Origin of the sequence: Janthinobacterium sp. SUN128, from assembly GCF_030587275.1 — a bacterium.
GTDB lineage: Bacteria > Pseudomonadota > Gammaproteobacteria > Burkholderiales > Burkholderiaceae_D > Janthinobacterium > Janthinobacterium lividum.
Genome location: NZ_JAPWHY010000001.1, coordinates 1,515,925 through 1,528,584 on the forward strand (window position 1 = coordinate 1,515,925; position 12,660 = coordinate 1,528,584).

Below are 12,660 nucleotides of genomic sequence, written 5' to 3' on the forward strand. Positions count from 1 at the left end.
TTTGTACTTGCGGGCAAATTTCAGCATGCAATTTTGCTATTAAATAGCACATTTCTTCTGTTTTTTTAGCTGGATGTGGGAACTTCTCCAGTTTTTATCTTGTCACAAGGCATTGGCTTCAGTCCGTCTCGACGGCGGCCGATGAACGTGAGGACAAGATGAGCTTTGAAGATGAACCCATTATTTCCTTCGACACGCCAGGCACCTTCAGTGACCTGGTGGTGGGCGAGGGGCAGATCGACCCTGCCATGGAGCATGAGCTCGACCTGCAGCGCTTTCATATCCGCATGGCCAATTCGCGCGGCCGGCGCGAGGCGGCCAGTTTGCTGATCCGCAAGATGTACGGCTGGCGCGGCTATGCCGTCGATCCCGGCATCGCGCATGCCCTGAATAAAATCACGCTGTTTGCGGAAACGGCCGGCAGCACCGTCGGCACCATGACCCTGTGCCTCGACAATGACGAGACAGGCCTGCCCGCCGATGAAAACTTCCGCGACAAGCTCGACGTGCTGCGCGAAGAGGGGCGGCGCCTGTGCGAACCATCACGCCTGGCCATCGACAAGGGCGTGAGCAAGCGCGTGTTTGCGGCGCTGATTCATATTTCTTATATCTATGCCCACAATATTCACGGCTTTACGGATTACGTGATCGAAGTCAACCCGCGCCACGTGGTGTTTTACAAGCGCATGCTGGGTTTCAAGGACTTCGGCGGCGAGCGCGAGTGCACGCGCGTGGGGGCGCCGGCCGTGCTGCTACGGCTGGACCTCGATTACATGGGGGCCCAGATCCGCAAATACGGTGGCCTGATGGAACAGCATGGGGGTGAACGGTCGTTTTACCCCTTTTTTTTTCCGACATGGGATGAGCCTGGCATCACGGACCGGCTGAGGCAGGGGCGTAACTGATACCTCATTTGTTTTTCAGCAAGATCGCCTGTATGTAACTGCCTGGAATCGCGTAAGTGATGCCGCTGGGCGCGCTGATGGCTGCCTCTTTGAGGCCCTTGACGTACACCATGTTGACGATGCCGTAGACGAGACCGGTCTCGGGATCGAACAGGGGGCTGCCGCTGCTGCCCGGATACGCCGTCGCGTCCAGCTGGAACACGGTGTACGGCGCCTTTTGCAGTTGCGCCAGGCGCCGCACGTCGAGGCGCTGCGCGTTTTCGCTGGGCATGACCACCGGCGTCAGCGATGACACGGTGGCGCGGTGCGTCACGTGGTGCAAACCGAGCAAGGTGCCTAGCGGAAATCCCGTAAACGCCATGGCCTGGCCTTCGCGCACCGTGGCCGCGTCGCCCAGCGCAAGGGCGGGCAGGGGCGCGCCCGCCAGGCGCAGCAAGGCCAGGTCGTGTTCCGTGTCCAGCGCCTGGACCTTGGCGGGACGAAATTGCGCCACCTCGCCCTGGCCCGTGAGTATGCCGATGATTTCGTTCGGATTGGCGTCAAGCAGTTTCTGGATCACATGGGCGCAAGTGAGCACGCTCAAGCCGTCGCCCGTCACGAAACCCGTGCCGATGAAATTCATGGGCGGCGTGCGCGTCTTTTGCAGGCTGCCCACGCCAACGATGGACGGTTTGACGCGCGCGATGGTTTGCGCCAGCGCCGCATCGGCGCGGCACGGCACGCTGGCCAGGGCCAGGCAAAACAATAGGACGGAAGACAGAAATTTCATGGCGGCGCGCTTTCAACGGTCGGAGGTGGCGGGGGCTGCAGCAGCGCACACAGCAGCATCAGATAACACAGCAGGGCGATGCGCGGCACGTCGAGCAGGCTGTCGAACAGGCCGACGACGAGAAAACCCAGCAGGGCGGCGGCGCACGCCAGCGCGCAGGAATCGCCGTGTGCGGCCTGGCGCAGCAGGCGCAGGCCGGCCACGGCCAGCAGGGCCAGCATGGACAGGGCGCCGCACCAGCCCGTTTCCACCAGCACATGCAGCGCCATGCTCTTGATGTGCCACGGCAAGTGATGGTGGTCGCTGCTGAAAAACCAGTAATTGTTGGCCTGTGTAAAGCGCCCATTGGCGATCAATTCCTCGCCGCCGGGCCCGCGCAAGCTCAGATTGTCGACTTCGATCACGGACGAGGTGGCCGTGCCGCTTGCCGCCAGTTCCAGTTGCACGGGCGGGCGCAGCAGCCAGGCGCCCCCGCCCAGCCAGGCGCTGTCGAACGGCACCTCGTAGTGCTGCCACGTGCCGGCCGGCGTGCTGGCCGGCGGCGCGCGCAGGCGCAGCGGGACATGCACGCAGCCTTGCGCATACAGCAATTGCCGCTGGCACAGGCGCACCAGCAGCACGGGCATGGGTCCCGTTCTACGCGCATCGAGCGCCAGGGTGTAGCGCGTGGCCGGCTGCACATGCAGGCGTTGCAGCAGGCGCAGCAGTTCGCCATAGCCGGCGCTGTAGCCGGGACTGGCCAGGCGCACATAGCGGTTACCCGGGTTTTCCTCGCTTCCGCCATCTTCCGCATAGGCGATGCTGGCCGGCACCTCGCGCTGGGGATTGTGCCAGTAATAGGTGGAGGGAAAGCTGCCCATGCCCATGCCGAACAGGCGGTCGTCCCAAGCGGACGGCTGCATGGCCAGCACTTGTCGCCAATGGCGCAAGCGGCCTTGCATGTCGAAGGCGGTGGTGGCGAAACGTTCGGTGGCGTAATAGCTGGCCGAGACGGGTATCGCCAGCAGCAGCAGGATGCCGGCCGCGCCCGCGACGCTCAGGCTGGCCCGGTCCAGCCGCCACAGCGGTGGGCGCAAGCGTCCGTTGCACAGCATCAGCATGGCCAGCAGCACGACCAGGCCGGCCGGCAGCAGTGCCGGCGGTCCCGCCCAGTGCCAGCCTATCCAGGCGAGATTGCATGCCAGCATGGTCCATGCCACCATCGCCAGGCCGAGCTTGGCTGGCCCTTTTCCCCCAGCGGCACTGGGCCACAACGCGCCCGCCAGCAGCGCGGCGGCCAGCAGGAACAGGAAATACGGGCCTTTCAGCCAGCCGGCCGTTTGCTGGACGGCCGGCTCCGGCCACCAGGCGGCCAGCAAGCCCTGCAGGCACAGCGCGCACAGCAGACTGGCCGGCGCCAGGCGCCACGGCAAGGGCCGCGCCGCCAGCACGAAGCTGGCAGCAAGCAGGACGGCGGCGGCGAGCAATCCCCGGTAGCCGGCCAGGCTGAACATGTAGACGAGCAGGACGGTGCCCAGGCCGGCCAGCAGCAGCTTCAGCAAGAGTTGGCGCACGGGCCGCTGGCCTTGCGGTGGCCGCGCCGCGCCGGGCGCCGTCCGCAGGGCTTGCCAGAATGCCAGCAGCAGGGCCGCTGCCAGGGCCGCGTACAGGCCCCGTGAAAAGGTGGTGCAGGCCGCGTGCAGGGCCAGGGCCAGCAGCAGCATGGCCAGCGCCGCCTGCCAGCGGCTGCGGGCGCGCGCCAGCCACAGTGCGGCAAACGGCAAGCTCAGGGCCAGGTAGCCGTCCAGCGCCGCGCCGCCCGTGTGCATGGCGGAAAACGGCGCCGTGATGCGGTAATCGCTGGACAGGTTCAGCAGGCCGGGAAACACGGCCCGTTCCCATAGCGCGAACAGGGACACCATGGACAGCCCGACCAGCATGCCCGGCAGCGCATAGCGGCGCAAGGCGGGAGGGTCCGCGTCGCGCAGCAGCATCGGCAGCAACAGCATGCTCCAGGCCCAGGCTTTACCGAGCCGCAAGCTGTTATAGGGACTCAGGTAGTTATCCCAGGCATTCAGCTCGAGCTGCGGCAACGGCAGGACGCCGCGCAGCAGCGCCGCCAGCCAGGCCAGGCTGCACAGCAGCAAACAGGCGCGGGCAGCCGGCGAGAGGCACGCCGCTGCGCCCCGGGCCTGCCTGCCCAGACGCCAGTAGCCGCAAGCCACCGTCAGCAACAGCAGCACGTCGATTTCTTCGAGGAAGAACCAGCCCGTCCACGGCGCCAGGTCCAGCGCGGGCAGCAGGGCGGGCACGCAGAACAGCCAGCAGGCGGGGCGCCAGCACAGCAGCAGGAAATACGCGGGCAGCAGGGCGGCAAACAGCAGGCCGGGCCAGCCGTGGCCCAGCGGATAATGGCGCAAGGCCAGCATGCAGGCCGTGCCCGCCAGCAAGGCCAGCGGCCGCGCCGCCACACCGGGCATGGCCGCGTGCACAGCCATGGCCTACAGCTGGGTCAGCAAGGCTTGCGCTGCGGCCCGCTGCGGAAAGTCCTTGTTGGCGGCCAGCAATTGTTCCAGTTGCTTGCGCGCACCGCCCTTGTCGCCCGATTTCGCCAGGGCCGCGCCCAGGTGATACTGCACTTCGGGCGACTTCGGCGCGAGGCCCGCCGCCTTGCGCAGCAGGGCCGTGGCGCGCTTGACGTCGCCTTGCTCCAGCACGATCCAGCCCAGGGTGTCGAGCACGGCGGGATTGTCGGGCGCCAGCTTGAGTGCCTGCTCGGCCGTGGCTTGCGCGCGTGGATCTTTTTCCTGCTGATATGCCCAGGCCAGGTCGTTCAGCGCCACCACGTTGCCCGTGTCCTTGGCAACGACATACTGGAAGTGCTCGATGGCGGCGCGGTATTGCTTCGCTGCCAGCCGGGTACCCGCCAGATAGGTGCGTGTCGGCAAGTCTTCCGGATGGGCTTTCAGCCAGGCGGCCATGCGCGTCTCGGCTTCGCGGTCCTGTCCCGACGCCTGCAAGGCGCGGTACAGCTGCACCTGCAAGGGGCCGATGGGGCTGATGCCGAAGGCATACTGGTACAGCTTGACGGCTTGCTGCGGCAGCTTTTGCTCCATCAGCACGTCGCCCTCGAGCTTGTAGCCGGCCGCCAGCTTCGGCTGCTGTTCCTGCACGTGGCGCGCCACGGCCAGCGCCTCGCGCTGGCGGTTCAGGTTCAGCAGCATGGCCACTTCCACCACGCGCGCTTCCAGCAAGGCCGGGTCAAGCGCCTGCGCCCGCTTGACGGCTTGCAGCGCATGATGAGGGTCGCCCAGCGCCAGGTGCAGGCTGGCGATGCGCATCTGCAAGGGCGCGGAGGTGGTTTGCAGGCTGGCCAGCTTGCTGTAGCTGTCGAGCGCGGCCGGCGCCTGGCCGGCGCTGTACTCGACCTGGGCGCGCAGGGCCAGCGCATCGGCGTCGCCCGGATGGCCCGTCTGCAGGGTGCGCGCCAGTTCCAGCGCCTTGTCGGGCGCGCCAGTCTTCAGGTAAAAGTTACTCAGCAGCAGAGCCGGCGCGACGGCGTCGGGATTGTCGCGGTGGGCCCGTTCGAGCCAGCGCCGCGCCTCGTCCGTCTTGCCATCCGATGCGGCCAGCTTGGCCAGCGCCGCGCACAGGTCGGCATTTTTCGGCGCCTTCGCCAGCGCCCGCTCGAAGCGCTGTTTTGCCTGCTCCGGCTTTTTCTCGGCCAGGTCGATCTGTGCCAGGTTGTTCAAGGCAGGTAAATACACGGGGTCCATGCCCAGGGCTTGCTCGAAACTGGCGCGCGCGGCGGGCAAGTCGCGCAAGGCCAGGTAGACACCGCCTTTCAGGTTCAGCAGCAAGGGATTCGTGCCTTTCTGCTGTTGCTCCATCATCTTGACGCTGGCCAGGGCCTTGTCGTTCTGCTTGTTGCGCAGTAAGGTCATCACCAGCATGGTGCCCGCTTGCGGCGTGCTCTTGTCGAGCATGCTGGCGCGTTCCAGTTCATTGATGGCGCGGCTGTTCTCGCCCATACCCAGGCGGCTGATCCCCAGCGCCGCGTGCAGCCTGGCCGTGTCCGGCGCCAGGGTGCTGGCCTGTTCGAAATACGCCGTTGCCTTGTCGTACTGGCGCGCGCGCAAGTGGGCTTCGCCGGCCAGCGACAGCAATTCCACGTCGTCGGGGAAGGCGGCCAGCATCGGTTGCAGCAAGCCGATGGCCGCATCGGTCTTGCCGCGCATCAACTCAATCGAGGTCATCATCTTGACGGCATACAGATGCCTGGGGTACACGGCCAGGAAGCGCCGCAGGTAGGTTTCCGCCTGGGGCGGCGAGCCGAGCGCCAGTTGCACGGCGCCGGCCAGCAGGATGGACGGCATGTGATCGGGCGCCGCCTTGAGCACCAGTTGCAAGGCTTGCAAGGCCGCCTTGTTCTTGCCCTGGCGGAAGTCGAGCAGCGCCTGCGTCTGCAGCAAGCCCAGGCTGTTGGGCGCCGTCTTGCGCGCCGTGGCCAGCTGGGCCGCCGCTTCCAGGTAGTGCTTTTCCACGATGTCGAGGTTGGCCAGGTCGATATGCGCCTGGGTATTGTCCGGTTTTATCTTGAGTATCCGCATGTAGGCGAGCCGCGCCGCGCCGTTCTTGCCTTGCAGGCGCAGCAAATCGCCCTGCAGGCGCAAGGCGTCCAGGTTGGTGGGCGCGCTTTTCAAGGCTTGCGCCAGCAGCAGCTCGGCCGCCGGCACTTGCTGGTCCAGCGCCGCCAGGCGTGCCAGGCCCAGCAAGGCCTCGACGTGGTCGGGATGGGCTTCGAGCAGGCGCGAGTACAGGGCGCGCGCCTCATCCCGGCGGCCCAGGGCCAGCAAGGCATCGCCGCGCAGGGCCAGCACGCTGGCGGGTTGCGCTGCATCGTCGGCGATCTCGGCCAGCACCCTGTCGAACTGGCCCAGCATCAGCCAGGCCTTGCCCAGCAATGGCATCACTTGCTGCGACGCCAGGCCCAGCGACTTTGCCTTGCGCAATTCTTTCTCGGCCGACAGCGCTTCTCCCGTGTCGATATAGATGCTGCCCAGCAGCAAGCGCGCGGCCGCATTGTCCGGTTCCTTCTGCAGCAGGTTCTTCAACTGGATGATGGCGGCCCGCGCTTCGCCTTTCTGGCGGTACTGCTGCGCGTCGGCCATCAGGGTCTCGCTGCTCTGCGTGCCGTGGCACGCCGTCAGCAGGGGCAGCAGCAGGGTGCAGCACAGCGCGGCGGCAGGCAGGCCAGGGAAAGGGCGGGGCAGGGAACGGGCCATGGAAGTCTCCGGTAACGGCGTGCATGAGGAATCGGCATGGCCTAGCTTAAAAAGATGGCCGCCGGTCTCCTTGATTGCGCTCAACAAGCCGCCGATTGTCGGCGCGCCTGCTGGCCGCCGGCCCGTGTTTCTTGTTCCCGCTCAAGAATGGCCGGACCGGCAACCGTAGAATTTCCCGGACGGCGATGCTCAGGCCGCAACCATTCGGAGCACAGGCATATGGACAGCAATGTGGATAGCAATGCGGGCGTGGTGGCGGTGGTGGGGCTCGGTTATGTGGGCTTGCAACTGGCCGTGGCGTTTGGCATGCGCCAGCGCACGATCGGCTTTGACTTGTCGGTCCGCAAGGTGGAAAGCTACCGGCGCCACATCGATCCGACGGGCGAAGTCAGCCATGAACAGCTGCTGGCCGCGCAATGGCTGAGCGTCGGCTGCGATCCGGCCGAGCTGCAACTGGCCGATTTCATCGTCGTGGCCGTGCCCACGCCCGTCGACAGCGCGCACAATCCCGATTTCTCGGCCCTGGCCGGCGCCAGCGCGGCCGTCGGCCGCCACATGCGGCGCGGCGCCATCGTCATCTACGAATCCACCGTGTATCCGGGCGCCACCGAGGAAATCTGCATCCCCATCCTCGAGCAGCATTCGGGCCTGCGCTGGAAGGAGGATTTTCATGTGGGTTTTTCACCCGAGCGCATCAACCCGGGCGACAGGGACCATACCTTGCACAGCATCCGCAAGGTGGTTTCGGGCGACGATGCGGCCACCCTGGACAAGGTGGCCGCCCTGTACGAAGGCGTGGTCGAGGCCGGCGTGCACCGGGCCTCGAGCATTCGCGTGGCCGAGGCGGCCAAGGTGATCGAAAACACGCAGCGCGACCTGAATATCGCGCTGATGAACGAGCTGGCCATCATCTTCGACCGCATCGGCATCGATACCCTGGAAGTGCTGCAGGCGGCGGGCACGAAATGGAACTTCCTGCCGTTCCGGCCCGGACTGGTGGGGGGCCACTGCATCGGCGTCGACCCATACTATTTGACGCACAAGGCGGAAATGCTCGGCTACCACCCGCACGTGATCCTGGCCGGGCGCCGCATCAACGACGGTATGGCCAAGTTCGTGGCGGAAAAAACCATCAAGGAAATGGTGCGCGCCGGCTTCAAATTGAAGGGCTCGCATGTGAACGTGCTGGGCCTGACCTTCAAGGAAAATTGCCCGGACCTGCGCAACTCGAAAGTGGTCGACATGATCCACGAACTGCAATCGTACGGCGTGCAGGTGCATGTGCACGATCCCGTCGCCGATAGCCGCGAAGCGCTGGAAGAATATGGTTTATCGCTGGAAAGCTGGGAGCAGCTGCCGCGGGCCGAGGCCATCATCAGCGCCGTTTCGCACCAGGCCCTGCTGGCCCGCCCGCTGGCCGACTTCCAGTCCAAGGTGCAGGAAAACGGCTGCTTCATCGACATCAAATCGCATTTCGACCCCCGTCCGCTCGAGGATGGCGGCCTGCACGTATGGCGGCTGTGATGGCGGCCGATGCCTTCGACCGGGCTGCAAACACGGCGCAAGGCGCCCCTGCTGGCAGCCCGGCTGCCGGCGCCTACGCGCAAGCGTGCGCGCAGCTGGCCAGCGCACCGCGCCGCTGGCTGGTGACGGGCGTGGCCGGCTTCATCGGTTCGCACCTGCTGGAAACCTTGCTAAACCTGGGCCAGGAAGTGCGCGGACTCGACAATTTCATGACAGGCCACCGGCACAACCTGGAACTGGTGCGCGCCAGCGTGGGCGAACAGGCGTGGCGGCGTTTCACCTTCATCGAAGGCGATATCCGCGACCCGCAGGCATGCGCGCGCGCGTGTGCTGCGCCACCGCAAGCCGCCGGCATCGGCCTCGGCGGCAGTGAGGCCGATGGTGAGACAAGCGCTGCCGATGGTGGCAGCGGTCCCGGCGGCAGCTTGGCCGGGCGCGGCCGTGCCGGTCCGGACGGTTCCGGCGCAGCCGTCGCCGTCGATTATGTGCTGCACCAGGCGGCGCTCGGTTCCGTCTCGCGTTCGCTGGAAGACCCGCTGCTGTGCCACGCCGTCAATGTCAGCGGCTTCCTGAACATGCTGGCTGCCGCCCGCGACGCGGGCGTGCGGCGCTTCGTGTACGCGGCTTCCAGCGCCACATATGGCGACCATCCGGCCTTGCCGAAAGTGGAACAGCACATCGGCGCGCCCCTGTCGCCGTATGCCTTGAGCAAATATGTCAACGAACTGTATGCTCAAGTGTACGCGCGCTGCTACGCCATGCAGACGGTGGGACTGCGCTATTTCAATGTCTTCGGTCCGCGCCAGGATCCGCTGGGTGCCTACGCGGCCGTCATTCCCCGCTGGATCGCCGCCATGCTGGACAACCAGGCCGTGCACATCCATGGCGACGGAGCCACCAGCCGCGACTTCTGCTTCGTGCACAATGCCGTGCAAGCCAATATCCTCGCCGCCACCGGCACCGACCCGGCGGCCGTGAACCAGGTCTACAACGTGGCCGTCAACGCCCGCACCAGCCTGACGCAGCTGCACGCCACGATGCAGCAGATGCTGCTGGCCGTCCACCCGCAGCACGTGCAGCAGGCGCCGCAGTACGGCGAGTTTCGCGCCGGCGACGTGCGCCATTCGCAGGCGGACATCGCCAAGGCGGCCCGTTTGCTCGGCTATGTACCCACGCACAACCTGGCGCAAGGCTTGCGGCACACCATCGCCTGGTATGTGGCGCAGGCTGGCCGCACCTGAGGTGGGCGCGCAGCTGACTTCCATAGCCGGTGTCCGATTCAGGCCAGATCCACGCGTCCGATACACATGCCCGATACATATATATGCTTGATATATATGCTTGTTACATATGTCCGATCCACATACCCGACACATATGCTTGATATCCACCCGGCCTCCTGTCGTCTAGCGTTGCACGGGCGGCGCTGTCGGCGTTGTTGACGTTGTTGATGACGCTGCCGGTTCGGGCGGCTCCGGTACGCCGTCGGTCTTGCTGCGCAGAACCCGGGGCGTGCCGCGAAAATCAGCCGTATGCAGGGTGACGGGGCGGCGCCAGACGCGGGCGATGTAGGCCAGCACCTGTTGCGCCCGCTCCAGGTCCAGGCCGCGCCCGTCGCGCTGGTGATCGTGGCGCAGCACCAGGCTGCCGTCGTCATTGAGCAGGGTCACGGCGATGCAGGGCGCGCCATAGTTGTATTTGGGCGCCAGGATGGCTTCGCGGATGGCCCGCAAGTCGCGGCTGGCCAGGCGCGTTTCGCCATCGCGGCGGCTTTCATGCACGAACAGGCCCAGGCGGTCAGCCAGTTCGCCGTCCAGATAGTTGCGTATGAAACTGCAGTCATCGTCGTCGCGGCAAATCTGGCGCGCCCGGGCCAATCCTTCGCGCTCGATGATGTGTTCCCACATGCAAAAGCCCAGGTGATAGGGATTGACGGCCAGCGCCTGCTGGTGCTCGCCCGCGTAAGGGCGCACCACGTCCGAATGCGACTTGATGGCGGACAGATACAAGGCCGGCGGCAGGAAGTCGGCTTCGCGCAGCAGCCGCGCATGCCAGTACGAGGCCCAGCCTTCGTTCATGATCTGGCAGGCGTACACGGGATAGAAGTAAAACGACTCTTCGCGCACGGCCAGGAAAATGTCGCGTTCCCAGTCGGCCAGCTCCGGCGCATATTGCGCGATGAACCATAATAAATCGTATTCGGGCTGCGGCGGCAGGAGCGGGCGCTGCGTCACGCGTGCCCGTGCCGCCTCGTGGGCCGCCCGCGCGGCCGCTTCGCCGGGCAGGCGCCGGTAGCGTTGTGCAAAAGGAGCGTCGTCGCTGCTCCTGTCGCGCGTACCCGCCACGCAGGCTGGCCCGGATGCCGCATAGGGCGGGCGGTGCAGCTCGGCGTGGATGTCCACATGCTGTTCCAGCGCCAGTGCCGCGTCGAGCACGGCTTCCACCGGCTCCTGCCCATGGCGTTGCAGCGCCATTTCGAGACGCTGTGCCCGTGCCGCGCTTTGTTCCAGGATGTGCTGGCCCGCCATGGCGCCGAAACGCAGGAACAGGGCATTGCGGCTGGCAAAGTCGGCGTGGCCCAGCACATGCGCTGTGACGAGGGTGTTTTCCGCCACGGAATTGTGTTCGGCCATGTAGGCATGGCAAGGGTCGCCGGGGAACATGACTTCGAACATATGCGAGTTGCCCATCTTTTGATGCACGAGCTGGTGGATGTAGCGCACGCCGAACGACCAGTGGCGCATGCGCACGGGCAAGCCATAGATGGCGATCTCGGCCATGAAGCTGTCCGGCACCAGCTCGAACTCGACGGGTGCAAATGCCAGCCCCAGTTCCCGCGCCAGCGCTTCGATGCGCGTCGCGTAGCCGTCCGGGCCGGCCGTGTCGCCGTGGCGCTGAGCGTCAGGCTGGGTCATGGCGGTTCCTCCGTTTCTGCCGCCTCGTGCTGGAAAAAGGTGCGGATGGCCGCCCAGATATCGTCATTTTTGCTCAGGATGCTGCTGTGCAAGGGCAAGCCGCGCCGTTCCTGCTCGGCGCACAGGCTGTGCATTTCCGTTTCCAGGCTGCGCGGCACGCCAGGCACGGTTTCCACATAGCCCATATAGTTGAGCAAGGTGCCCAGTTCGCCCAGGACCAGGCTGGTCGCTCCCCGGTCTTCGCTGAAATTCTCGCCATCGGAAGCATAGAACAGATAGGCGTTGTAGCGTCCCGGCGCGTAGTGTTCCTGCAGCAGCTCCCGGCTCAGGCGAAAGGCGGTGGAAGCCATGGTGCCGCCCATGCCGTTGACCTGGAAGAACTCGGCTTCGGAAAACTCCCACGCCCGCGTCGTATGGGCGATAAAGCGTGTTTCCACGCGCACATATCTGCGGCGCAAGCCCTGCAAGGCAAAGAAAAAGAAGGATTTGGCCAGCTTGCGCTCGGCCTGCGCCATGCTGGCCGATACGTCCAGCACGAAAAACACGACGGCATTCGCGCTGGGGCGGGGCTGTGGCAGCACCTGGCGGTAGCGCAAGTCGTCATTGGTGAAGGGCACGGGCTGCGTTTGCAAGGCACGCCGCTTGATGGCTTCCTTGACAGTGCGCCGCCGGTCCAGGCGCGAACGGGCGCCATGACGGTCCAGGCCGCTACGCACGAGCCGGACTTCATCGATGGCGCCCAGGTGGCGCGGCTTCAGGTGCGGCAGCTCGAAGGCGTCCCACAACCAGTCGAGAATATCGTCGATGGGAAACTCGAGCAGCAGGCGCACCGCCCCCTCGCCATCGCCGCCTTCGCCTTGCGTTCCCGCCCCGCCCGTGGCGGCGGGGCGGGCCGCGCGCAGGAGATCGCCGGGCTGGCCGCCACCCTGGCCCGCGCCCACGCTGCTGCGCGCGGGCGCCAGGCGGAAATGCGCATGTTCAAGCAGGCGCATGGGCACTTGCACCGTGCGTTGCTGCGGCCCGCCGATCAGGTCAGGGGTGGCGATCAGCTCGGGCAAGTGCGCCTGCACGGCGTCGCGCACTTTCTGGTTGTGGCGCAGCCAGTCGCGCGCGCCGCGCGAGAACAGCCCGTACCACGGCTGGGCCAGGGCAGGCGCGGGGCCCGTTGGCGCTGTCGCGCCGGCGGAATGCACCTTGCTTGCCGTGGCTGGCGAGCCTGAGCGGCCATCCCGTTCCGGAGGGCCATGCTGATTGCCGTTGCCTGGCGAGGTCGTGGCGGACAT

General features: G+C 66.0%; 8 protein-coding genes. 3 read left to right on the forward strand and 5 right to left on the reverse strand.

The window, feature by feature from the left end:
- The first annotated feature begins 158 nt into the window (after window positions 1-158).
- The gene (locus O3297_RS06815) at window positions 159-905 is read left to right on the forward strand and encodes a long-chain N-acyl amino acid synthase (RefSeq protein WP_070254398.1); all 747 of its coding nucleotides are present in this window, start codon (window positions 159-161) and stop codon (window positions 903-905) included.
- A gap of 4 nt (window positions 906-909) precedes the next feature.
- Here O3297_RS06815 and O3297_RS06820 read toward each other — a convergent pair whose 3' ends face one another.
- The 3 genes from O3297_RS06820 to prsT are packed head-to-tail and all read right to left on the reverse strand — an operon-like array spanning window position 910 to window position 6,938.
- The gene (locus O3297_RS06820) at window positions 910-1,674 is read right to left on the reverse strand and encodes a serine protease (protein WP_305048152.1); all 765 of its coding nucleotides are present in this window, start codon (window positions 1,672-1,674) and stop codon (window positions 910-912) included.
- Entirely contained in the window at window positions 1,671-4,151 is a 2,481-nt protein-coding gene (locus O3297_RS06825; RefSeq protein ID WP_305048153.1) for a hypothetical protein, read from the reverse strand. The genes O3297_RS06820 and O3297_RS06825 overlap by 4 nt, the downstream gene beginning before the upstream one ends.
- Before the next feature lie 3 nt (window positions 4,152-4,154).
- Complete coding sequence (gene prsT, locus O3297_RS06830) at window positions 4,155-6,938, reverse strand: XrtA/PEP-CTERM system TPR-repeat protein PrsT (protein WP_305048154.1); 2,784 nt, start codon at window positions 6,936-6,938, stop codon at window positions 4,155-4,157.
- A gap of 219 nt (window positions 6,939-7,157) precedes the next feature.
- Here prsT and O3297_RS06835 point away from each other — a divergent pair, with 219 nt between their 5' ends.
- Both O3297_RS06835 and O3297_RS06840 read left to right on the forward strand, forming a co-directional pair.
- Window positions 7,158-8,462, forward strand: coding sequence for a nucleotide sugar dehydrogenase (locus tag O3297_RS06835; protein ID WP_305048155.1), 1,305 nt, complete (start codon window positions 7,158-7,160; stop codon window positions 8,460-8,462).
- Entirely contained in the window at window positions 8,450-9,703 is a 1,254-nt protein-coding gene (locus O3297_RS06840; protein WP_305048156.1) for an SDR family oxidoreductase, read from the forward strand. The genes O3297_RS06835 and O3297_RS06840 overlap by 13 nt, the downstream gene beginning before the upstream one ends.
- Window positions 9,704-9,868: 165 nt before the next feature.
- Here O3297_RS06840 and O3297_RS06845 read toward each other — a convergent pair whose 3' ends face one another.
- Together O3297_RS06845 and O3297_RS06850 are read right to left on the reverse strand one after the other, a co-directional pair.
- Entirely contained in the window at window positions 9,869-11,377 is a 1,509-nt protein-coding gene (locus tag O3297_RS06845) for a SpoVR family protein (RefSeq protein ID WP_305048157.1), read from the reverse strand.
- Complete coding sequence (locus O3297_RS06850; protein ID WP_305048158.1) at window positions 11,374-12,660, reverse strand: DUF444 family protein; 1,287 nt, start codon at window positions 12,658-12,660, stop codon at window positions 11,374-11,376. The genes O3297_RS06845 and O3297_RS06850 overlap by 4 nt, the downstream gene beginning before the upstream one ends.

Bases quoted from the DNA above. Each gene is read 5' to 3' on its own strand.
- O3297_RS06815 (WP_070254398.1), top strand. From the start codon at position 159: ATGAGCTTTGAAGATGAACCCATTATTTCCTTCGACACGCCAGGCACC.
- O3297_RS06820 (WP_305048152.1), bottom strand. From the start codon at position 1,674: ATGAAATTTCTGTCTTCCGTCCTATTGTTTTGCCTGGCCCTGGCCAGC.
- O3297_RS06825 (WP_305048153.1), bottom strand. From the start codon at position 4,151: ATGGCTGTGCACGCGGCCATGCCCGGTGTGGCGGCGCGGCCGCTGGCC.
- prsT (WP_305048154.1), bottom strand. From the start codon at position 6,938: ATGGCCCGTTCCCTGCCCCGCCCTTTCCCTGGCCTGCCTGCCGCCGCG.
- O3297_RS06835 (WP_305048155.1), top strand. From the start codon at position 7,158: ATGGACAGCAATGTGGATAGCAATGCGGGCGTGGTGGCGGTGGTGGGG.
- O3297_RS06840 (WP_305048156.1), top strand. From the start codon at position 8,450: ATGGCGGCTGTGATGGCGGCCGATGCCTTCGACCGGGCTGCAAACACG.
- O3297_RS06845 (WP_305048157.1), bottom strand. From the start codon at position 11,377: ATGACCCAGCCTGACGCTCAGCGCCACGGCGACACGGCCGGCCCGGAC.
- O3297_RS06850 (WP_305048158.1), bottom strand. From the start codon at position 12,660: ATGTCCGCCACGACCTCGCCAGGCAACGGCAATCAGCATGGCCCTCCG.